The following is a 23011-nucleotide window of genomic DNA, read 5'->3' on the forward strand; positions in this document are numbered from 1 at the left end:
GAATTTTTAGTGTTACACAGGAGTAGTTTGGCGCATGGCGCAGCTCTATTTTTACTATTCAGCGATGAATGCGGGGAAATCGACCGCGTTGTTACAGTCGTCTTATAACTATCAGGAGCGTGGCCTGCGTACCCTGATTTTCACTGCCGAAATTGATAACCGCTTTGGTGTAGGGAAAATCAGCTCCCGCATTGGTTTATCGGCTGATGCGTTATTGTTTTCTCCGCAGACAGATCTGTTAGCCTGCATTGGTGCCGAGCATCAAACGCAGTCGATAGATTGCGTATTGATTGACGAATGCCAGTTCCTCAGTCGTGAGCAAGTCGAGCAGTTGACCGATGTGGTCGATCGTTTGGACATCCCAGTATTGTGCTATGGCTTACGTACTGACTTCCAAGGTGAGCTGTTCCTTGGCAGTAAATACCTCTTGGCGTGGGCAGATAAGCTGGTAGAGCTGAAAACTATCTGTTATTGCGGACGCAAGGCCAATATGGTGCTGCGCCTCAATGCCGATGGCGTGGCGATGCGTGACGGTGAGCAGGTGCAGATCGGTGGTAATGAAAGTTACGTTTCGGTGTGCCGCAAACACTATAAAGCCGCATTCGATAACAAGTAATCGCCTCTGCTCTACGGCATGTATGTAGTGCGCGGTTAGTCGCCTTGTTGCTGTTGATGTTAGGTTGAGATAAAAATGCCGGTCATGAAGATGTCCGGCATTTTTGCTTTTATTTTTATATAGTTAATGCGGGTCGCGTGTTAGTTCGCCAACATGTGCGGCAATAAGGCCACCAACGCATCGATACGCGTTTGTATTGGCGCATTGGAAGATGGCATCTGGCCGTTGTTGCCCATCACCCAGCGGCGTGCATCCAGATAGGCTAAGTCATCAGGCAGTGGCCACGGTGCATCGGTTCGCGCGCAATCGGCACTCAGCAGCACAGCATCGGTTTTTCCCCAGCTCATCCAGCCACTCACCGGATAATCTGCCAGCCAGTGCATCAATTGCTGCATGACATCGGGAAAGGTGTCCGCATCGTCAATCTGCTGCTGACTCAGGCCGGAGTGCTGTATACACTCTTCGCTAAGCTCCGGCTCCAGTTTAGGCTGGATGAGGGCATGGAAAGATGCTGTGGATTGTCCTTCTGGCGTCACAATCTTTGCCATCAATTCAATGATTTCATTATCAATTTCACAGGAGAAATCCTGCTCGTGGCAGGAAACCTGCAGGGCGATGGCAAGGTAGCAACTTGATGGTGCGCTCATGGTGTGATCCACTCTGTTTTGCATACAATGGAAGGCCGGAACCCGAAGTGCCGGAGACGCAGGATGCTGCATTTTTACGCAAACACATAACTTGCTACGTTGATTTTAAATGAAAATGGTTATCATTTCATTGTGGCTGTTATATGCTATCTGGCTCTCGACAATACATATATTAACGTATTGATTTCTGATGTGAAAAAAATAAAGGATGTCGTGTGGGATTGTTCAGGCAACTGAGCTGGTTTTTTCGTCAGCAGTGGCGACGTTATGCTGGGGCCATCGGGCTACTGGTTTCTATCGCGTTGCTCGAATTATTGCCGCCAACCATTGTCGGGCGGATTGTCGACGGTATTGATAAACAGCAGATGGATGCTGCGCATCTGCTGCGTTGGATTGCTCTGCTGCTAGGCTGTGCCGTGTTGGTATACGGCCTGCGGGTGGTGTGGCGGGTGTTACTTTTTGGTGCCTCTTACCGGTTGGCGGTAGAGCTGCGCCAGTCGATTTATCAGCAGCTCAGTCGTCAACACAGCCGTTTTTATCTGCGTCACCGTACCGGCGATCTGATGGCGCGCTCCACCAATGATATCGATCGCGTGGTGTTTGCCGCAGGGGAAGGGGTGCTGACGCTGGTCGATTCCATGGTGCAGGGATTGGCGGTGCTGTTCATCATGAGCACTCAGCTCAGTTGGCAATTGACGTTACTGGCGTTGCTACCGATGCCGATTATGGCGTGGTTTATCAAAGGCTATGGCGATCAGCTGCATCATCGGTTCCGTCATGCGCAAGCCGCGTTTTCCAGTTTGAATAACACGGTGCAAGAAACCCTGACCAGTATTCGGATGGTGAAAGCATTTGGCTTAGAAAAACGCCAGCAAGGGCATTTTGCGCAGGCGGCTGCCGATGCGAATCAGCGCAATATGTCGGTGGCTAAAGTTGATGCGAAGTTTGACCCGACTATCTATGTGGCTATCGCGATGGCCAACCTGTTGGCAGTAGGCGGCGGTAGCTGGATGGTGGTGCATGGCAGCATGACGTTGGGTCAGTTGACCAGCTTCATCATGTATCTGGGCTTGATGATTTGGCCGATGTTGGCGATGGCGTGGATGTTCAATATTGTTGAGCGTGGCAGTGCGGCGTATGTGCGGGTTCAGGCGCTTTTGGCCGAAGAGCCGGATGTGCCGGATGGCCATCTGGATCTGCCTGCCGAGCGCGGTGTGCTGGATGTTAACGTACAGTGCTTTGCGTATCCGGAAGGCAAGCACCCCGCGCTGCAAGCGGTGCAGCTGCAAGTCAAACCGGGCCAAATGCTGGGGATTTGTGGCGCGACTGGCTCGGGCAAAAGTACGTTGCTGGCCTTGATCCAGCGTCAATTCGCGTTGACCGATGAACAAGGCACTATCTGCTTTCACCAGCTTTCGTTAGCCGATCTAAAGTTGCACGCATGGCGTGAACGGCTGGCGGTGGTGAGTCAAACACCCTTTTTGTTTTCCGCTTCGATTGCGGAAAATATCGCGTTTGGGCGTCCGCAAGCCAGCATGGAGCAAATTCGCTATGTCGCCGAATTGGCCTGTGTGGCGGAAGATATCGAGCGTTTACCACAGGGCTATGATACGCCGGTGGGGGAGCGTGGGGTGATGCTCTCGGGGGGACAGAAGCAGCGTATCGCCATTGCGCGCGCCTTGTTACTGGAAGCTGAGATCTTGATTTTGGATGATGCGCTGTCTGCCGTTGATGGCCAAACCGAGCACCGTATTTTGCATAATCTGCGGCAATGGCGCCAAGGGCGCACGTTGTTGGTTACCGCGCATCGTCTTTCCGCCTTGGCAGAAGCCGACGAGATTGTGGTGTTGCAACAAGGTCAGGTTGCGCAGCGTGGTACCCATGCGGCGCTCAGTCAGCAGCCAGGATGGTATCAGGAGATGTACCGTTATCAGCAGCTAGAGCAAGCGCTGGAGCGGGACGATGAGGAAGAAGTGGTATGTTAAATCGTTCCGAACAGTGGCCGACTCTCAAGCGCTTATTAGGCTATGGTCAGCCTTATCGCCGCGATTTTATTCTGGCGACCGCGATGCTGTGGTTAGCGTCTGCGGCGGAAGTCGGTGGGCCGCTGTTGGTCAGCTATTTCATTGATCATTTTTTGGCGGCTGGACGTTTACCCCTGTGGCCGGTTTTAAGCTTATTGGTGGCGTTTTTATTGCTGCAAGTGGCGGCGGGGACGTTGCACTATTTTCAATCTTTGCGCTTTAACAAAGTGGCGTTGAAAGTGGTGCAGGATATTCGGTGTGATGTGTTTAATGCCGCAGTTATGCAGCCGCTGGCCGTATTTGATACTCAGCCGGTTGGGCAATTGATCTCCAAAGTGACCAATGACACCGAGGTGATTAAAGATCTGTACGTTACGGTGTTGGTGACACTGCTGCGCAATATCGCGCTGATCAGCGTCATGTTGGTGGCGATGTTTTCGCTGAACTGGAAGATGGCGCTGGTGGCCTCAGTGATGTTCCCTGTGGTGTTGACCGTGATGGCGGTGTATCAAAAGCGCAGTATTCCGGTGGTGCGTGCGGTGCGGGAACGGTTAGCGGGGATCAATGATGGCTTTAACGAAACCATCAGCGGGATCCATGTGATCCAGCAAATGCGACAAGAAGCGCGCATGGGTGAAAAACTGGCGGCGCAAAGTCATGCCCACTATCGCTCGCGTATGCAGGCTTTGCGTCTGGATGCGGTGTTATTGCGACCACTGTTAAGCCTGATTTCTGCCTGTATTCTGAGCGGCCTCCTGATGGTGTTTGGCTTTTCAGCAGCCGGTAGTGTGGGGGTTGGCGTACTGTATGCGTTTATCAGCTATTTGGGGCGCATGAATGAGCCGTTAATTGAGCTGACCTCACAGCAATCCATGCTGCAGCAGTCAATTGTGGCGGGTGAGCGGATTTTCTCGTTGATGGACGCTCCTGCTCAGCACTACGGTGAGCATGCGCAACCGCTGCCGGACGGACGTATCGCGATTGAGGATGTCTCTTTCGGTTATAAGCCGAATGAACCGGTGTTGCAGCAGATCTCGTTGCAGGTGCCGGATGGTGATTTTGTGGCCTTGGTCGGTCATACTGGCAGCGGTAAAAGTACCTTAGCCAGCTTGCTGATGGGCTATTACCCTGTCGCGCAGGGGCAAATTGCCTTAGGTGGACAGCCGATTGCTCAGTTATCCCATGACGTGCTGCGGCGCGATATCGCGATGGTGCAGCAAGATCCGGTAGTGTTGGCCGCCTCGGTACGTGATAACGTCACCTTGGGGCGCGAAGTGAGCGATAGCCTGATTTGGGATGTATTAGAAAAGGTGCAGCTCGATGGCGTGGTTCGCGCCATGAATGCAGGACTGGATACCTTACTGGGCGAGCAGGGTAACAACCTGTCAGTGGGACAAAAACAGTTGCTGGCACTGGCGCGGGTATTGGTGCAGCAACCGAAGATTTTGATCCTCGATGAGGCGACGGCCAATATTGACTCTGGTACTGAGCAGGCAATTCAAGCCGCGCTGGCCGTGGTACGTCAACATACCACCTTAGTGGTGATTGCCCACCGCTTGTCGACTATTGTGGAAGCCAGTCAGATTGTAGTGTTGCACCGTGGCCGGATTGTCGAGCAGGGTACTCATGAGGCGCTGTTGGCGCGTAATGGCCGTTACACCCAGATGTGGACGTTACAACAAACGGGGACGTCAATGTCGCTGGCATGAGTTGTATGTGGTGTGCGCTGATTTTGGCCGTGCTTTTTTACTCATAAAGTCGTCCGATAGAATCGCTCAATATAAAAAGAGGCGCAGATATCCAGTGTTCGGGTACCTGCGCCTCTTTGTCTTGTTAGCTTACAGCCAAAGACCGTGTTGACCTGTGTTGTGGACGATGATCAACGCGCCATCCAGTCGCCAACCCACAAGCCTATCAGCATGGCTGCGACAAATAACAATACGCCAAGCGAGGGCGCGGCTAATAAGGTGATGGCAGGCCCTGGGCAAATCCCTGCCAGTCCCCAACCAATACCGAATACCGCAGCGCCGCCAATCAATTTTACATCCAACTTTTTAGCCGGAACGGGCGGAATGGGATCGCCGCACAGTGCTTGTGGACAGCTTTTCACCCAACGGAAATAACCGATACCGAACACCAATAACGCCCCGCCCATCACGAAGGCCAGTGTTGGGTCCCACGGTCCGGCCAAGTCTAAAAAGCCCTGTACCCGTGCCGGCTCATTCATTCCGGAAACAGTCAGTCCGCTGCCAAATAACAGGCCACATAACAGGCTGAACAGATAACGCATGATATCTCCTTAAATCCGGCCGGATTAACCGCCAAATACATGCTTTAACAGATACACAGTGATAAAACCGGTCAGCATAAAGGTGCTGGTAGCGATGATGGAGCGTACTGAGAGGCGTCCCATGCCGCAGATCCCGTGGCCGCTGGTACAGCCATTGCCTAAGCGTGCACCAAAACCGACCAGAAAACCGGCGATGATCAGCAGTGGCCACGATGCGCTTAACGTTGCACCCAAGGTGATCCCCATCAGCTTGGCGGTATAACCCCCACCGGCGACCATGCCGACAATAAACAGGGCGCGCCACAGCCAGTTTTTATCGGGATGCAAAAGGCCGTTCAGGATCCCACTGATCCCCGCGATCCGGCCAGCACCTTTGAGCAGCAGCAGTGCCGATAAGCCGATCATCGCGCCTCCCGCGAGTCCTAGCAGGGCACTAGCAAAAGTAAAGCTCTCAGAAAGCATACTTATATCCTTGTTAGTAGCGTCGTTATTCGTAGGTGGCTGTTACGCTTATCCCTCGCCAGTGGTTATGTTGACTGGCAAGGGATGTAAGGCGCACCTCTGGTGCGGTTGGCACCATACTTTTCACGCGGTTTAACGTTTCACACGGCTTAAAAGCGGCGCGTAGCGGCTGCAAATTGAATATAGCCACCGCTTAAGTTGCGGCAACGTAAGCCATGATGTTGCAAGATGCGGCAAGCAACCGTGCCACGCAAACCACTTTGGCAGATCACCAAGATCTCTTTGTCCTGTGGCAGCTCATGCAGGCGTTGGCGCAGATCATCAACCGGAATATTCATCGCACCTAGGATCGCACCAATGTTAGTCAGCTCGGCCGGATTACGCACATCCAACAGGAACTGCTCGGCCGTTGGGTTGAGAATATCGGCAGGATGGCAAACCGGTACATCGCCTTTGAGCTGGTTGGTAGCGACAAAAGCTGCTTGGTTGATGGCGTCTTTGGCTGAGCCAAACGGTGGTGCGTAGGTCAGTTCCAGATGCTGCAAATCATACACGCTCATACCTGCGCGCAAGGCAACGGCGAGCACATCGATACGCTTATCGATCCCATCACGCCCCACCGCCTGTGCACCCAGCAGGCGTCCGCTTGGCACTTCATAAATCAGCTTGAGGCTCACTGGATGTGCGCCGGGATAATAGCCCGCATGGCTGCCAGTATGCACATGCACCGCTTCGATGTTAAAGCCGTTATTGCGTGCCAGTCTCTCGCTCAAACCGGTACTGGCGGCGGCGAGGGTAAAGATTTTGCAAATGGCCGTGCCTTGGGTGCCACGATATTGCTCGCTGTGTCCTAACATATTGTCTGCGGCCATGCGACCTTGACGGTTGGCCGGACCGGCCAGTGGGATCAAACCGGCTTGACCGGTCACCAGATGACGGGTTTCCACCGCATCACCTACCGCATAAATATCCGGATCGGAAGTCTGCATCGTGTCGCTGACTTGAATACCTCCACGCGCGCCGAGTTCGAGCCCTGCTTGGCGGGCTAATTGGGTATCCGGTGACACACCGATGGCGGCGATCACCAGACCGGTTTCCAAACGCTGCCCATCAGATAATTGCAGCAGCAGGCTATCGCCTTGCTCTTCTACCGCGCTCAAGCCGGTGCGCAGACGCAGGTCAATACCGTGGTTAACCAGCTCTTGGTGCAGAAAGCCGGCCATGTCCTCGTCCAGACTGGTCATCACTTGCGGTGCCAGCTCCAGCAGTGTCACGGGGATCTGGCGTTCACGGAGCGCTTCGGCCACTTCCAATCCGATAAACCCACCGCCGACCACGGTCACATGCTGACGTGACAGCGTGGTGAGGGCGGCGATGATTTTGTCCATATCTGGAACATTGCGCAGCGTCAGTACTTTAGAATTGTTAAAGCCAGGAATCGGCGGACGGATAGGGGACGCGCCTGGGCTAAGCAACAATTTATCGTAGCTTTCTTGATAGGTTTCGCCGGTTTGTAGGTTGCGTACGGTTAACTGTTTCGCCTCACGATCAATGCTCATTACTTCATGGCGCACGCGCACTTCCACATCGAAGCGGCGCTTGAAGCTTTCGGGTGTTTGCAGCAATAACGATTGGCGCTCAGGGATGGTGCCGCCGATATGGTAAGGCAACCCACAGTTGGCAAACGAAATATATTCACCACGCTCGAGCATGATGATTTGCGCCTGCTCACTGACCCGGCGAGCTCTGGCTGCTGCGGAGGCGCCACCGGCGACACCGCCGACAATCACAATCTTGGTCATGGGTTACCCTCATAATTTAGGTTTATTTAAATTAGTATTATCTAAAATAAAGCCGATAACAATACTTCTGAGGATAACGAGGTGAAAATAAAAAACCGAACCTAAGGTCCGGTTTTGATGATTCGTGCGGAAAAAGAGTGGTAAACCCCGTCTGGTTTCAGGATTTCTGTGGCCGTTGACGAATTAAGCCTTCTTGAACTGTAGTGGCGATCAATTTGCCGTCGCGGGTAAAGAAGCGGCCACGAACCAGTCCACGGGCACCGGATGCCGATGGGCTTTCCACGGCGTACAGCAGCCAGTCATCCATTCTAAATGGGCGATGGAACCACATTGAGTGATCCAGCGTAGCCACTTGCATATCTGCTTCAAGGAAGCCTTTGCCGTGTGGCTGTAGCGCTGTCGGCAGGAAGTTAAAGTCAGAGGCGTAAGCCAGCAGATATTGGTGTACCCGCAGATCATCGGGCATTGTCCCGTTGGCTTTGAACCACACATAACGCACCGGCTCTTCCACATCGCCTTGCAGAGGGTTGTGGAATTTCACGGGGCGCATTTCAATGGGGCGTTCACACAAGAATTTATCGCGCACGCTGGCCGGTAGCAAATGCGCCATCTTGCGCGCAATATCCAGCTCTGACATCAACTCTTCCGGTTGTGGTACGGCAGGCATCACATCTTGATGCTCAAAGCCTTCTTCTTGTGTTTGGAAAGAGGCGGTCAGATAGAAAATAGGGCGACCATTTTGGATAGCGCTGACACGGCGAGTGCTGAAGCTGTGGCCATCGCGCAGATTTTCCACGTCGTAAACAATCGGTTTATGACTATCACCGGGCAGCAAAAAGTAACTATGGAACGAATGCACCAAACGTTCGGCCGGAATAGTTTGCTTGGCGGCGTGCAGGGCTTGTCCGATCACTTGGCCACCAAAAACTTGGCGTAACCCCAGATCCTGACTCTGACCGCGGAATAATCCTTCTTCGATTTTCTCCAGATTCAGCAGCTGAAGCAGCCCTGCTAAAACATCACTCATTGCTCTACCTCTTATAACACTGCGAGACAGACAGCATTCTTTGTCTCTGCGCTGTGGTATGTGATTTGATGAACAAAGGATAGCATCAACCGGCCGCACTCCGGTAAACCGCAATGCAATGAGCGAACAATCGGCTGCCGAAAGGCCATCATTGTTTATCGGAATTTGTCGAAATGTGACCAATTTGCCGTGGCTGTTGTCGTTTAACCGCACAAATTCAGGATTAGGGCAAGAATGCGGCCTAGGCAGTTTGACAAAAGTCGCATTTATTAACATAAGTAAAAAGAATCAACTGATAAGGTGAACGATGTACTGAGGATTTAACACGGGAGGTGAAGTATGCGCGGAATCATTCTGTCACTGGTAGCGTTAGCGCTGGCAGTTATTTGTGTAATGGCCGGAACGCATTCTGTTACCGAGTTTAATCCTGTGTTAGCCATCTTGCTGGTGGTCTGGTTGCTTCCGCAAGCCGGGCTGCGCGGCGGGTTGCTGGTGGCGGTGATCACCTTATTTGCCGGTACCTTGGCCGAGCAGCCGATTAGCCTGACCGCCGCAACCTTGATGGCCTATCCGATGTTGGCCGTATTATTTTCGCGCCATGCTCCACTGAGCTTGAAATTTGGCCTGTTTATCCCTTGGGTGGCGATGCCGAGTGCCATAATGGCGTTGCAAAATGCCGGTGGCATTCCTGGCTCACCGTGGGTCACGCTGTGCCAATTTTTGGCCGTGGCTGCGGTGTGGCTGATTTGTCGCGGTTGGCGTGCGCCGGCCGGTAATTTCATGGCGCTGCTGGTGGTCGCGATCCCATTTAGTTTGTGGCTGCCGATGCAGACGTTGGCGGTGTTGTCGCTGATTGGTCTTATCGCAGCGGTACAAATGCTACAAAAAGGCCATTATGCGGTGCATTTATACCGTTTAGGTTGGTTACTGCCGACCTTGCCGTTTGCGGTACTGGCACTGTATCCGGTCGAGCAGATCTCTTTACCCATCTTGATGATGTGGTTAGTTTTATTACTGGTTGAGTTGATGGGCGAATCTTTATTGGAGGAGAGTGAGCAAGAAAACAACATCTAAACCGCTAGGGGGTTGCATTCTCTGCTCGCATCTCCGATAATCACCGCGCTTTCACGGCAACACGGTGAAAGTTTGTCAATGGAGGCTCTATTGGTCCTCCCGCATTGATACTATGTCGACCTGGTCAGGTCCGGAAGGAAGCAGCCAAGGCATAGGACTCGAGTGCCGGGATGTGGCTGGTAGGGCCTCCACCCGTTTTAGCGCCTACCAATTCTACCTGTCAAAACTCTCCAGTTAAAAATCGCCCAAATCCACAGTTATCTGAGTAAATACTGAACTTGTAGCAGAATCTTCGGTGCTGTTGGTTTTTTGTTTTTATCCATACACGCTTACTTTTTGCTTTTCCGCGGCGATGAATACTTCCAATAAATAGACAATCTTGTCAGAGGCTGTTTTGTTATTACCTGATAAAGATAGAGCAATAGATCCATTCCCTGCGGCAAATAATCTTGCGCTTTAGACGTTGCCCCTAAGATGGCAATTATTCAATTTCCTCCCATAATTGCTGTGATAGGGCTCGTCGCGTGCTCTTTACTCGAGTGGGTATCCTTTGTTTTTTGATTAGGCGTCGGTGTAAAAGCAATAAGGAAATGTTTAGGGGTAACTAGTTAGGATTGATGTACTCAAGTGGCAATACTATGGGCAGCATCAGCAGTTTGTGTGACTAGTGAAATAACTATATGTATTTCATAGAATAATAGGGAGACATTCCCATGAGTCACAGAGCTAAATATTCAGCTATAACGTGGTATCACCTTATTCTGGTTACTATAGCCGGAGGTATTGTTCAGCCATCTCAAGCTGCAGATTGTCCGGATAGATTTGAATCGACAGCGTTAGATTATTTAGGGCGCAATGCCGATAGCTCCAAATCATATTGGCTTATTTTAAGTAATCGCCCAGACTCATTTCGCCTCAGTGCGCCGGGAGTGGCATCTATCGATCAATGGCAAACGGAGAGTGCTTCAATTCATATCAGCGCTTCTGACATTGTACGGGATGATGTGAATGGTACGCATAAATTAGATCGGTTGAAGGCCGATGGCTCTTTTGATTGCTTCTTGCAGTCGCGTAATCAATTAAATCCGCTATTGCCGCCCACATGGCGACCTCCGGTGAAACCCGAGCGTCCTGAAGTTGTTCGGCCAGAAAAGCCGAGTTTGCCCGAAGTCATTCGACCAGGAAAGCCAGAGTTACCGGTTGCGGTTAGGCCTGAGTTGCCACAGCGACCCGTGGTGGTGTTACCGGCTCGTCCGGAGCTACCCAATGTCGTCTTGCCTGAGCTGCCAGAACTGCCGATTGTGAACAAGCCTACGCCGATTCAACCGGTTGAGATTAAGGTGAATGAGCAGTCGTATATGGTGGCTAAAGCAGATTTGCTCCAGTACTGCCCCATGTTACAGCCAGATAGCAAGGGAGGCTTTAGTGCCGAATCCCTATCGCGCTGTGAAAATCTCAATGCACTGTTAGCGCAGGTACCACTAACGCCGGGACGTGACTTGCTTGAGTCTACCGAATGGAATTCGTGGGTTGATTTTCAAGTAGTACATTCTTCGAATCAGCGCGGTTTTAGTGAAATTGATGAGCGAGTGAAAACGCTCACATTGGGGGCGGATAAACAAATATCCCCCGATGTTGCATTGGGATTGATGTTATTGGTCAGCGACCAGAAAAACGAGAGCTTTTCAGGGCAAATTGGCCGTGATAGCCGGAATATTATGGCCGGCCCCTATCTGGCTTATCGTCTGTCAGACCACTGGTCTGTATTTGGCCAAGCCACGGTAGGTGAAGTACAGCATCGCTACAAACTTCTGGCCCTTTCAGGGGAAAATAATCCGGTTCAGTATGGTGCTGGTGTCAATCTGCTCGGTGAATATCCATTGAGTGAAAACACTACATTACGACCCAAACTAGGATTTTCCTACTTGTATGAGCAAGGAAAATCTTACCGACTGTCTGGCAACTTACGCAATACACCGTTAGCCATATACGTTGCAGGCCAAAGCAGTGAGTCAGGTCAATTGCAGGCAAGCACGGAAGTTAACACTCGATTGGAAACCGCAGATGGGCATCTGTTTGTACCGTATGGCGAGCTTGGTGTTTATTACAATACGATAAATCAAAACAGTGAGTTACAACCTGATGCGCAAGGATTTGTGCGGGGAGGCGTGAGAACCTTGGCTGGCAAAAACTGGCAAATTGATCTCAATGTGGGTTATCAAAGTGTGGGGGTTAGTCAGTTGGATACGTGGGATTACGCGCTCTTCATCGCTTATTCGTTTTGAACCGTAAGCTCGCGCGTGAAGCGAGATATTTATGTTTGCCACCGCCATGAATGCTGATGCGTTTACTGTTCATGGCTGTAGCGCTGCCCATAACACAGGGAAGCACACTAAAAGTTGATCGGGTTAACGAACTGGAAATAGAGTTAAATGCTGACTCATTGTGTATTTGCTGGATAGAAATACTGGTAAGTAATTTTAATTCAACAGGATATGCATCTATGGAAATAAAACAGCACGCAATTTAATGATCACATAAAAACATGACAATAAAACGCCTATTGCAAGTTTGATACGGCTCTTTATGATACGCACAAAATATCCCCTATTTTACGTTTCGCCTTATTAAATCGTTAGAGAGTAAAGAGTCAAAATGCGCTTGTTGTCTGTGTTGTGCCTGTCGGTGGCTGGCTTGTTATCTGCTGCCCCGGCCGCTGCCAGTTTGTCGCAGGAGCCGGCGAAAGCCGATCTGGTGGTGGTAAAAAAATCGCAGTACCGTCTGGCATTAATGCGGGACGGCAAAGAGATCAAAAGTTTTTGGATCGCACTCGGGGCTAACCCTGTGGGACCGAAACTGATGAAAGGGGATAACCGCACCCCAGAAGGTCGTTATCTTCTTGATTATAAAAAGGAAGATTCACAGTATTATCGGGCTATTCATATCTCATATCCCAATGTGGAAGACATGAACCGCGCGCAGCAAATGGGGGTTCACCCCGGCAGCATGCTGATGATTCATGGTCAGCCGAATGCGGTGTTGAATAGCAAAGTACAGCGCTCTAACTGGACTAACGGTTGTATCGCGCTGCTAAACCATGACATGGATGAATTATGGCGCTCGGTTGAGCCGGGAACGCCAATCGAAATTTATCCGTAATAGAGCGGTCACGGCTATTTCAGTTTTTTAGCTATTCATAGCACCTTTTCTTGTTTTTTATTCCGGCGTGCTCCGTTTACAACATGACGTATTACTTCGTCAGTGGAACACGCAGGAGCAAACAACATGAAATTACGAGTGCTGTCATGGATGATGGCTGCCGGGCTGGTATTGAATACCGCGTCGGCAGCTGAAATTACCTTACTGAATGCCTCATACGATCCCACCCGTGAATTATTCACCGAATACAATGCGTTATTTTCCCAGCATTGGAAAAAACAGCACGGTGATGAGGTGACGGTTAAACAATCTCATGGCGGTTCAGGCAAACAAGCCCGCGCGGTATTAGACGGTTTGGAAGCCGATGTCGTCACGTTGGCGTTAGCCTATGATATTGACACCATTGCCAAACGCGGCTTGGTGGCCGATAACTGGGCCGAGGCTTATCCGCATCATGCCACACCGTTCAACTCCACCATTGTCTTTTTGGTGCGTAAAGATAACCCTAAGCAGATTAAAGATTGGAATGATCTGATCCGAAACGATGTTGAAGTGATCACGCCGAATCCAAAAACTTCTGGCGGAGCGCGCTGGAATTATCTGGCTGCATGGGGTTATGCGTTGAAGAACAATGGCCAGTCACAAGAGGCGGCGCGGCAATTTGTCAGTCAGCTGTATCGCAATGTCAAAGTCCTGGATTCCGGTGCGCGCGGCGCGACCACCACATTTGTGGAGCGCGGAATTGGCGATGTGCTGATTACGTGGGAAAACGAAGCCTATCTGGTACTCAAAGAGCTTGGCAGTGATCGCTTTGAGATAGTCACGCCATCGGTCTCGGTGTTGGCTGAGCCGCCGGTGGCGGTGGTGGATAAAGTGGCGCAAAAACGTGGGACCGAGGCAGTCGCAAAAGAGTATTTAGCCTATCTCTACTCGCCAGAAGCCCAGCGCGTGGCGGCCAAAAATTACTATCGCCCAACTGACCCGCAAGTTGCCAAGGAAACTGCGAACCAATTTGGTGCCGTTAATCTGTTTACGGTGCGAGATCTGTTTGGCAATTGGGAGCAGGCGCAGAAAGTGCATTTCGCACGCGGCGGCGTTTTTGACCAAATTTATACGCCAGGAGGTTAACGGCAGTTCGTTTCTTCCTTTTCGGTCAACCAATAAACGCAAGGTTCTCTGTCAGGCACACACGATAGGTATACATTGCTGGCGTAAGTAGCATTACGTCAGCCAGTGTTTGAACAACCAAATCGTTATATCTCATTCCACGGCGCGATAACGCGCCGTTTTTTTATGGCGATTCCCGCCTTTAGCTGAAAACAGGGAAAAGAAAGATATTTTCCTTATTTCTCCCCCGATAAGCCGCGCGCGATAGTAGCGTGACAGGAGCAGGGGCCACAGGGTGTGGCAGCATAGCGCGGGAGAGTTTGATGGCCGTTCGTTCATTTACCGTAATTCCAGGGATGGGGCCCACACTGGGTTTTACCTTGTTGTATCTGGGGCTGATAGTGCTGTTACCGCTGTCAGCGTTGGTGATCTACAGCTTTACACACCTGTCATTGAGCGAATTTTGGGCGGTAGTAACCGAACCGCGCGTACTGGCCTCCTATCGACTCAGTTTTAGCGCTGCATTTATAGCTGCCACTCTCAATACCCTGTTTGGGGTTTTGCTGGCGTGGGTGTTGGTGCGTTATGAGTTTCCCGGTAAGAAGCTGGTGGATGCCTTAGTGGATTTACCGTTTGCGATGCCAACCGCGGTATCTGGCATTGCATTGACCGCGGTATTTGCGGGCAATGGTGTGATTGGTCATCTGCTGGAGCCGCATGGGGTGAAATTGACCTTTAACCCAACCGGCATTGTGATTGCACTGATTTTTATCGGGCTGCCCTTTGTGGTGCGCACCTTACAGCCGGTGCTGCGCGAGCATGAAGCCATGTTAGAGGAAGCGGCTTCTTGCTTAGGGGCTACCCGCGCTCAAACATTTATCCGCGTGATCTTCCCAGCCTTGTTACCGGCCATTATTACCGGTTTTACCTTGGCGTTTGCCCGCGCCATTGGCGAATACGGCTCGGTGATTTTTATTGCAGGGAATATCCCGATGGTATCGGAAATCGCCCCGCTGATGATCATGAGCCATCTGGAAGAATATGACTATGCAGGAGCCAGTGCCATCGCCGTGGTGATGCTCGGAGTGTCGTTCATCCTACTGCTGCTGATCAATCAACTGCACGCATGGAGCCGTAAAGGGATCAAGGAGGATCGTTTATGAGTGCGCGCCAATCTGAATCACCGTGGGTGCGTTATGTTCTTATCGGCATCGCATTACTCTGGTTTACGTTGATCTTGGTGATCCCGCTGGTAACCATTTTTGTCTCGGCGCTGAGCAAAGGGCTGGGCAATTATTGGGCCGCGTTAAGTGACAGTGATGCGATATCTGCTTTGCTATTAACGCTGTCGGTGACGTTACTGTCGGTACCGCTGAATATTGTGTTTGGGGTGGCTGCGGCATGGGCGATTGCGCGTTTTAGTTTTCCAGGTCGACAAGCACTGCTGACGTTGATTGATCTGCCTTTTTCAGTCTCGCCGGTAGTGGCTGGCTTGATGTTTGTGATGCTGTTTGGCAGTCAAGGCTGGTTTGGTTCCTGGCTGGAATATATGGATTGGAAAATTATCTTCTCCACCCCGGGAATCGTACTGGCGACCACCTTTATTACGGTGCCTTTTGTGGCGCGTGAAGTGCTGCCGTTACTGCAATCACAAGGCGTGGACGAAGAAGAAGCGTCCATCATGTTGGGTGCCAACGGTTGGGTGATGTTTTGGCGCGTTACCTTACCGGGGATCCGCTGGAGTTTACTGTACGGCGTGTTGCTCTGTACGGCCCGTGCGGTGGGTGAGTTTGGCGCGGTGTCAGTGGTTTCCGGCCATATTCGTGGCATGACCAATACCATGCCACTGCATATCGAAATTTTATACAACGAATACCAGTTCTCCGCTGCCTTTGCGGTGGCCAGCTTGTTGGCCGGATTTGGCCTGATTACGTTGGCAGTAGAAACCGTGATTGATCGGCTGCGTGAGCGGCAAAAAGCCCAGTTGCTCAAAGGAGCGCAATGATGAGCGTTGAAGTCAGACATATTCAAAAAGCGTTTAATGGTTTTGCTACGTTGCATGATATCAACCTGACCTTTCCCTCCGGTGAGTTGGCGGCGTTACTGGGGCCATCTGGGTGCGGGAAAACCACGTTATTGCGTATTATTGCCGGCTTAGAGCAAGAAGATAGCGGCCAGATTCTGCTCAATGGGCAGGATGTGTCGGCGTTGACGGCTCGTGATCGTCAAGTAGGGTTTGTTTTTCAGCACTATGCGCTGTTCCGTCATATGTCAGTGTTTGAAAACGTGGCGTTTGGTTTGCGTGTTAAGCCGCGTAAATTGCGTCCTGATGAAGCAACGATTCGGCGTAAAGTGAATACTCTGTTAGAACTGGTGCACTTGGGCCATTTGGCGGGGCGTTATCCGAATGAATTATCGGGCGGGCAACGTCAGCGTGTGGCTCTGGCGCGTACCTTGGCGGTTGAGCCGCAGGTTTTGTTGCTGGATGAGCCGTTTGGTGCACTGGATGCGCAGGTGCGCAAAGAATTACGCCGCTGGTTGCGTCAACTGCATGATGAATTGCATGTCACCAGTTTATTTGTGACTCACGATCAGGAAGAAGCGTTGGAAGTGGCTGACCGCATCGTGGTGATGAATAAAGGGCAGGTGGAGCAGATTGGCTCACCGGAAGAGGTGTATGAAACACCGGCTACACCGTTTGTGCATCAATTCCTCGGTACGGTCAATCTGCTACCGGCGCAAATTCAGGGCCAGCAGATCCACTTTGATGGTCATGTTTTGCCTGCCAGCAGCGCCCTTGATTATGCGTTTGGCTCGCAAGCGGTGGCGTTTGTCCGGCCACATGATATTGAAGTTTTACCGGCAGATGTTAACGTAGGCACTCCGGCGCGCGTCAGTCGTTTGTTGCGTTTGGGCGCTGTGACTCGGGTGGAATTTATCACTGAGGTAACAGACAGCCGTCAGGCGGTGATTGAGGTCGAGATGAATCGCGATCAGCTCAGCCGCCTCGGTTTGGCCTCGGGGAGTCGGGTGCGTTTATGCCCGCAGCGAGTACATATTTATCCGGACAGTAACGCTCAGGATGTGAGCCGTTCTGCCGCTGGCACACAGGGAGAAAAAGCCGCATGAATTTCCAGCAACTCAGGATCATCCGCGAGGCGGCCCGTCGTAATTACAATCTGACCGAGGTGGCAAATTCGTTGTTCACCTCGCAGTCTGGTGTGAGCCGCCATATCAAGGATCTTGAGGAAGAGCTGGGGATCGAGATTTTTATCCGGCGCGGTAAACGCCTGCTCGGCATGACTGATCCGGGTAAAGAGTTGTTGGTGATTGTCGAGCGTATGTTGACTGATGCCGGAAATATCCGGCGTCTGGCTTCGTCGTATTCGGCTACCGATAGCGGTTATCTGCGTGTCGCCACCACGCACACGCAAGCCCGTTTTTCATTACCTGGGGTGATTAAAGAGTTCCGTCCGCTGTTTCCGAAAGTGCAGCTAGGCGTCAATCAAGCTAGTCCTGATGAGATAGTGTCATTATTGCTAAGCGGTGAAGTGGATATTGGCATCGCCAGTGAACGGGTTAATGAGCATCCTGATTTGGTGTGCTTTGAATATTATCGCTGGTATCACTCAGTGGTGGTGCCGAAAAACCATCCTTTGGTGCATGAGCCGGTACTGACTCACGAAGTGCTGGCGGCGTACCCGTTGATCACCTATTACCCCGGTTTAACGGGGCGCTCCCGTATTGATGCGGCATTTGCCCAAGCTGGCGTAACCGCCGATGTGGTGCTTAGTGCCCAAGATGCTGATGTCATCAAAACCTATGTCGAGCTAGACATGGGGGTCGGGATTATGGCCTCGATGGCCTTTGACCCACGCAAGGACACCGATCTGGTGCAGTTGAATGCCAGCCACCTGTTCACCCCGAATACCGCGTGGTTAGCTGTACGCCGCGCACAGTATCAGCGGGCTTATGTGCTGCGCTTTATGCAGATTTGTAATCCGTCGTTAAGTATCAGCGATATCAAAGAAGCTATCTGGAAAGAGCCGCAAGACGAGCACGTTTTGCAGTTTGATATTTAACCCGTCATTTAAGACGAAATATTCAACGCTTAAAACCTCATAACCTCACCGCTGCCGTAAGCTTGTGCTACGGCAGCGAGACCATGAACGCCTGTGCGGCCCAGATAAATCCGCACATCATCACTTATCATTTATAACAATTCACTGAGTCTAAGGGTGCACTCCGGCGGCGTATACTGATCAAAGAGTCAATGATGAGTGTAAATACGAGCATAAGTGCCGATGATGTTAACTATCGAGTTGGAAGACAATAAGTACCTGCAGCGCTTTTTCAGAAAATATGCGCAGTACGAAGCGGCCGTAAAACACAATGTGCACACGGTATTACCGGAGATCATTTTGCATCGTCCGCATAAAATAAAACCGGCTTACGATTTGAAAAGACACCAGCTGACCATTCAGGAATATAAAGTGGTGGTCGATAAGGTCAACTTTCGTGCTGCCTACACCCAGAGCGGTGATGCCGTGACCGTGTTCTACATTACCCCGACCACCATCAAACGCGAATTTGTGCGTGAGTTAGCATCAACTTCGCTCTGCGACTAGCGGTTACCTGCAATGGCAGTGTGCGCGAGTGATATGCGTACCAGTGGAATAGTGGGTAGAGTCTGAGCTGCAAAATAGAGCAGAGATGCCGGATAGGGCATCTCTGCAGGGATCATTAAACTTATCAACGTAGATTTCGCTTAATGGAATGTCATGTAGCATCACTTAAAGCGCATAGTGGGTAAGTTGCCACTTACATACAATCTTACGTGCACCATGACCGATTAAATCACTGGTTATAAGCATTCTCGCCATGGGTAGTGACATCCAGCCCAATGCGTTCGTCTTCTTCTGCTACGCGCAGGCCTACCACCAAGTCGACCAGTTTGTAGCAAATCAGAGCCACAACGCCAGACCACAGGATAGTGATGCCAACACCCAGTGCTTGGATTTTCACCTGCTCCCACATTGCGTATGGGGCAACGCTATTAGTGACATAATCCCACACACCGGTTCCGCCAAGCGCAGGATCGGCAAACACGCCCGTTAAAATTGCGCCCAGAATACCGCAGACACCGTGTACGCCGAATACATCCAGCGCATCGTCCACACTCAGCCAGCGTTTGAGCGCATGAACGCCCCAGTAACCGGCAATACCGGCCAGCAAACCGATAATCAGCCCACCACCGACACCGACGAATCCGCAGGCCGGAGTAATCGCGACCAGACCGGAGACTGCGCCTGACGCTGCGCCCAGTAAAGAGGGTTTGCCCTTTAATATCCACTCAGCAAACAGCCATGACAGAGTAGCAGCGGCGGTTGCACCCCATGTATTCACAAAGGCCAAGGTTGCGGTGCCGTTCATTTCCAGTGCTGAACCGGCGTTGAAACCAAACCAGCCAAACCACAGTAAAGAGGCTCCAATCATGGTCATCGTCAAACTGTGTGGCTTCATGGCTTCACGCCCGAAACCTACGCGCCGTCCGACCATGTAAGCGCCCACTAATCCAGCCACTGCAGCGTTGATATGTACGACCGTGCCTCCGGCAAAATCCAGCGCGCCATGACGGAACAGATAACCGGCCGTTGCGGTTGCGGCAGTCGCCGCTTCTGCGCTGGTATAGGCATCAGGACCCGCCCAGTACCAGACCATGTGCGCCATCGGCAGATAAGAGAGGGTGAACCAGACCACGCAAAACAGTAGTACCGCGGCAAATTTCATGCGCTCGGCAAACGCACCGACAATCAGACCGCAGGTGATTGCGGCAAACGCGCCTTGGAATACCACATACAGCAGTTCATGTACGGCGACGCCTTTGCTGAAGGTTGCTGCCAACGAATCCGGCGTGACCCCTTTAAGTAGCACTTTATCGAACGAGCCGAAAAAGCCATTGCCTTCGGTAAAGGCAATCGAGTAACCGTACACAATCCACAGTACGGTGATCGCAGCAAACACGGTAAACACTTGAGCCAGTACCGATAACATATTTTTAGAGCGCACCAGCCCACCGTAAAACAGGGCTAGACCGGGCAGTGACATTAGGATCACCATCGCACTGGCGACCAACAACCAAACATCATCGGCCTTATTAATCACTGGCGCGGCAGTTTCGGCCATGGCGGCCGGTAGGGTGAGCAAGCCGGTGAGACCGGCGGTCGCTGTGAGCATGCGTGTAGAGAGCGTCATCATCTTTTTCTCCTTAACAGCGCACTTAAAGTGCAGCGTCGTCAGTTTCACCGGTACGGATCCGGATCACCTGTTGTAATTCGCAGACAAAAATTTTGCCGTCACCAATTTTTCCGGTGTAGGCCGATTTTTGAATGGCATCCAGCACCGCATCCAGCTGGTCATCGGAGATGGCGATTTCAATTTTTGCCTTTGGCAGAAAATTCACCACATACTCGGTGCCACGGTACAACTCGGTATGGCCTTTCTGACGACCAAATCCCTTAACTTCAGTGATAGTTAGCCCTTGAACTCCTAATGCAGAAAGAGCCTCACGGACATCCTCTAATTTGAACGGTTTGATGATCACAGTAATAAGTTTCATGCTGTTCCCTTCTTGTTAACAGGATGACCTGACTACGGTGATATACGCACAATGTATGCCAAAGATGAACGTGGTGTTAAAAATGTTTTATTTATGAGTGGCGACCTGTTCAGATGCAAAGGCAGTTAAGCGGATAAAAGATGGAGTAGCAGACATTCTTGCTCTGTCATGCCGGTGAATGTGTGGTAAATATCGCCATAACCCAACTCACACGAACATCATGGCGTAGGCAATTTGAACAATGTGGACATTATGTTGAGCTGAATGACGGGCTGATTTTATCTGTGTTTAAGTGGGGAGAGGGTTGAACTGGCTGGATAAGTGAAGTTTGCGTGAGTGAGAGCAGTGCTGATGACTATGCCTATGCACCTTTATGGTGCATACATGCAACACATTGCACCATCTATACAGGTAGCCCGCTATTGCGCCTACCTTTTACTAGCGCATGTACATATCACTTATCTGTTGGTGAAATTCATCGTCGAGAGCTGATCAAACGTTGAATCATTAAAGAGAACAAAAATAGAGCAATATAAAGATGGATGAGAGGAAAACATAAAGGCCGCATGAGCGGCCTTTATCGTTAACTTAGCAAGGGCAACACGTACACTTATTTGGTCTCGTTGCTATCCGCAGTGTGTGGTTGCTCACTTTGTGGTTGCACCGCACGTACACCTGGGAAGCGCATATCTTCGTAGCGTACCAAGCGGCTCTTGTTCTTAATCCGATAAATCAGCCATACCAGCACAAACAGCGGGATCCCGATATAAGTGGCGGCCAAGCTTTGTACGTCGACATGCGTCGCGCTGAAGGCTTGGTAGTCTTGGCCTAAGGTGACGAACAAGCACAGGGCAAAAGCGAAAATCGGACCAAATGGGAACCATTTTGCTTTGTACGGCAGTTCATCCAACGAATGGCCTTGGGCCAGAAAACCTTTACGGAAACGGTAATGGCAAATTGAGATCCCCAGCCAAGCGATAAAACCACTCATGCCGGAAATATTCAGCAGCCACAAGTAGACTGTTTGGTTACCGAACATGGAGCTGAAAAAGCACAGACCCGCGACCACCGTTGTGGCATACAGCGCATTACGTGGTACACCGTTCGGCGTCAGTTTGCCGAAGACTTTCGGTGCCATACCGCTCAGAGCCATGTTGTACAGCATACGGGTGGAGGCATACATCCCCGAGTTACCGGCGGACAGAATAGCAGTCAGAATCACTGCGTTCATCACGCTTGCCGCGAACGCCAAACCCGCATTTTGGAATACCAGAGTAAATGGACTCATGCCCACATCTTGCACGTTATTTTGCAGCAGGCTTGGGCTGGTATACGGGATCAAACAACCAATCAGGAAAATGGCCAGCACATAGAACAGCAAGATCCGCCAGAAAATTTGTTTGATGGCGCGAGGAATATTGCGGCCTGGATTATCAGATTCACCGGCGGCAACCCCAACTAACTCGGTACCTTGGAACGAGAAACCGGCAATCATCGCAACACCGATAATCGCAGGTAGACCACCGGCAAACGGCGCATCACCCATGGTGAAGGTCGCCCAACCAGCATCGGCGCCACGGTCAGTGAGAATGCCGAAAATCATCAGCAGACCCACGATAATAAAGATAATGACCGTAGCCACTTTTACCATCGAGAACCAATATTCACCTTCACCAAATCCTTTTACGGAGAAGAAGTTCAGGAAGAATATGATGGCCAAAAAGATCCCACTCCACACTGTGCCGGGGACCGATGGAAACCAATACGCCATCACTATCGAAGATGCTGTTAACTCAACCGCAATGGTCACTGCCCAGTTGTACCAATAGTTCCAACCGAGCGCGAAACCCATGGCCGGAGAAACAAACTCAGTGCCGTACGTCGAAAAAGAGCCGGAGACGGGCATAAACGCCGCCATCTCACCCAGACTCGTCATTACAAAGAAAACCATCATGCCGATTACGGCATAAGCAACTAACGCACCACCGGGACCGGCTTGCGCAACCGTGGCCCCCGAGGCAACGAATAACCCGGTACCAATTGCACCACCAATAGCAATCATGGTCAGGTGACGTGCTTTTAGATCACGCTTTAGACCGGTCCCAGGTTCTTCTTTTGTAGTGTTGACGTCGTGCATGGCTTGTTAGCACTCCTCTTAAAACGTTGTAGCTTGTGGCTCTTTAA

20 protein-coding genes and 1 other RNA gene are annotated in these 23011 nt (G+C 51.2%); 13 read left to right on the plus strand and 8 right to left on the minus strand.

Going from position 1 to position 23011, the window contains the following annotated elements; genetic code table 11:
• The first annotated feature begins 34 nt into the window (after window positions 1–34).
• Window positions 35–616 carry a thymidine kinase gene (locus tag L975_RS06375; protein ID WP_047707784.1) on the plus strand — a complete coding sequence of 194 codons (582 nt, stop codon included), beginning with the start codon at window positions 35–37 and terminating at the stop codon, window positions 614–616.
• A gap of 140 nt (window positions 617–756) precedes the next feature.
• On the opposite strand, the gene L975_RS06380 is transcribed toward L975_RS06375, so the two are convergent.
• Complete coding sequence (locus L975_RS06380; RefSeq protein WP_047707786.1) at window positions 757–1263, minus strand: exonuclease domain-containing protein; 507 nt, start codon at window positions 1261–1263, stop codon at window positions 757–759.
• A gap of 215 nt (window positions 1264–1478) precedes the next feature.
• Here L975_RS06380 and L975_RS06385 point away from each other — a divergent pair, with 215 nt between their 5' ends.
• Together L975_RS06385 and L975_RS06390 are read left to right on the plus strand one after the other, a co-directional pair.
• Window positions 1479–3248, plus strand: coding sequence for a SmdA family multidrug ABC transporter permease/ATP-binding protein (locus L975_RS06385; protein WP_047707788.1), 1770 nt, complete (start codon window positions 1479–1481; stop codon window positions 3246–3248).
• Window positions 3242–4996, plus strand: coding sequence for a SmdB family multidrug efflux ABC transporter permease/ATP-binding protein (locus L975_RS06390; RefSeq protein ID WP_010864121.1), 1755 nt, complete (start codon window positions 3242–3244; stop codon window positions 4994–4996). The genes L975_RS06385 and L975_RS06390 overlap by 7 nt, the downstream gene beginning before the upstream one ends.
• Window positions 4997–5166: 170 nt before the next feature.
• Here the strand turns inward: L975_RS06390 and L975_RS06395 are convergent, their stop codons facing one another.
• From L975_RS06395 to tesB, 4 genes are all read right to left on the minus strand, one after another.
• Entirely contained in the window at window positions 5167–5577 is a 411-nt protein-coding gene (locus L975_RS06395) for a DUF6691 family protein (protein WP_047707790.1), read from the minus strand.
• Between the two features lie 24 nt (window positions 5578–5601).
• A complete protein-coding gene (locus tag L975_RS06400) occupies window positions 5602–6039 on the minus strand; it encodes a YeeE/YedE family protein (RefSeq protein ID WP_010864119.1) in 438 nt (145 codons plus the stop codon).
• Window positions 6040–6188: 149 nt separating this feature from the next.
• Entirely contained in the window at window positions 6189–7841 is a 1653-nt protein-coding gene (locus L975_RS06405) for an FAD-dependent oxidoreductase (protein ID WP_047707792.1), read from the minus strand.
• Between the two features lie 157 nt (window positions 7842–7998).
• Entirely contained in the window at window positions 7999–8868 is an 870-nt protein-coding gene (gene tesB, locus L975_RS06410; protein ID WP_010864117.1) for an acyl-CoA thioesterase II, read from the minus strand.
• 339 nt (window positions 8869–9207) lie between these two features.
• Between tesB and L975_RS06415 the strand changes: the two genes are divergently transcribed.
• From L975_RS06415 to L975_RS06455, 10 genes are all read left to right on the plus strand, one after another.
• On the plus strand, window positions 9208–9942 hold the full coding sequence (locus L975_RS06415) for a hypothetical protein (RefSeq protein ID WP_047707794.1): 735 nt from the start codon (window positions 9208–9210) through the stop codon (window positions 9940–9942).
• Between the two features lie 88 nt (window positions 9943–10030).
• Window positions 10031–10127: signal recognition particle sRNA small type (gene ffs / locus L975_RS17580), an RNA gene on the plus strand.
• A gap of 528 nt (window positions 10128–10655) precedes the next feature.
• Window positions 10656–12227 (plus strand): autotransporter domain-containing protein, encoded by a 1572-nt coding sequence (locus tag L975_RS06420; RefSeq protein ID WP_081995625.1) that lies wholly within the window; start codon window positions 10656–10658, stop codon window positions 12225–12227.
• A gap of 370 nt (window positions 12228–12597) precedes the next feature.
• Window positions 12598–13101 (plus strand): murein L,D-transpeptidase family protein, encoded by a 504-nt coding sequence (locus tag L975_RS06425; RefSeq protein ID WP_010864114.1) that lies wholly within the window; start codon window positions 12598–12600, stop codon window positions 13099–13101.
• A 138-nt stretch (window positions 13102–13239) separates the two neighbouring features.
• On the plus strand, window positions 13240–14229 hold the full coding sequence (locus L975_RS06430) for a sulfate ABC transporter substrate-binding protein (protein WP_369795316.1): 990 nt from the start codon (window positions 13240–13242) through the stop codon (window positions 14227–14229).
• Between the two features lie 302 nt (window positions 14230–14531).
• Entirely contained in the window at window positions 14532–15371 is an 840-nt protein-coding gene (gene cysT, locus L975_RS06435) for a sulfate ABC transporter permease subunit CysT (RefSeq protein ID WP_010864112.1), read from the plus strand.
• Window positions 15368–16213, plus strand: coding sequence for a sulfate ABC transporter permease subunit CysW (gene cysW / locus L975_RS06440; RefSeq protein ID WP_010864111.1), 846 nt, complete (start codon window positions 15368–15370; stop codon window positions 16211–16213). Before cysT ends, cysW begins: the two co-directional genes overlap by 4 nt.
• Window positions 16213–17337 carry a sulfate/molybdate ABC transporter ATP-binding protein gene (locus tag L975_RS06445; protein WP_039045633.1) on the plus strand — a complete coding sequence of 375 codons (1125 nt, stop codon included), beginning with the start codon at window positions 16213–16215 and terminating at the stop codon, window positions 17335–17337. The genes cysW and L975_RS06445 overlap by 1 nt, the downstream gene beginning before the upstream one ends.
• The gene (locus L975_RS06450; protein WP_010864109.1) at window positions 17334–18290 is read left to right on the plus strand and encodes a CysB family HTH-type transcriptional regulator; all 957 of its coding nucleotides are present in this window, start codon (window positions 17334–17336) and stop codon (window positions 18288–18290) included. Before L975_RS06445 ends, L975_RS06450 begins: the two co-directional genes overlap by 4 nt.
• Window positions 18291–18512: 222 nt before the next feature.
• Window positions 18513–18836, plus strand: a complete 324-nt coding sequence (locus L975_RS06455; protein ID WP_010864108.1) for a hypothetical protein — start codon at window positions 18513–18515, stop codon at window positions 18834–18836.
• Window positions 18837–19065: 229 nt separating this feature from the next.
• On the opposite strand, the gene amt is transcribed toward L975_RS06455, so the two are convergent.
• The 3 genes from amt to L975_RS06470 form a co-directional block, all read right to left on the minus strand.
• Window positions 19066–20463: an ammonium transporter gene (amt, locus tag L975_RS06460; RefSeq protein ID WP_369795317.1), complete on the minus strand. Its 1398-nt coding sequence runs from the start codon at window positions 20461–20463 to the stop codon at window positions 19066–19068.
• A 25-nt stretch (window positions 20464–20488) separates the two neighbouring features.
• A complete protein-coding gene (gene glnK, locus L975_RS06465) occupies window positions 20489–20827 on the minus strand; it encodes a P-II family nitrogen regulator (protein ID WP_010864106.1) in 339 nt (112 codons plus the stop codon).
• 610 nt (window positions 20828–21437) lie between these two features.
• On the minus strand, window positions 21438–22964 hold the full coding sequence (locus L975_RS06470; RefSeq protein WP_047707798.1) for an amino acid permease: 1527 nt from the start codon (window positions 22962–22964) through the stop codon (window positions 21438–21440).
• Window positions 22965–23011: the final 47 nt, after the last annotated feature.

Source organism: Plesiomonas sp. ZOR0011 (genome assembly GCF_000800945.1).
Classification (GTDB): domain Bacteria; phylum Pseudomonadota; class Gammaproteobacteria; order Enterobacterales; family CAMTGL01; genus Plesiomonas; species Plesiomonas shigelloides.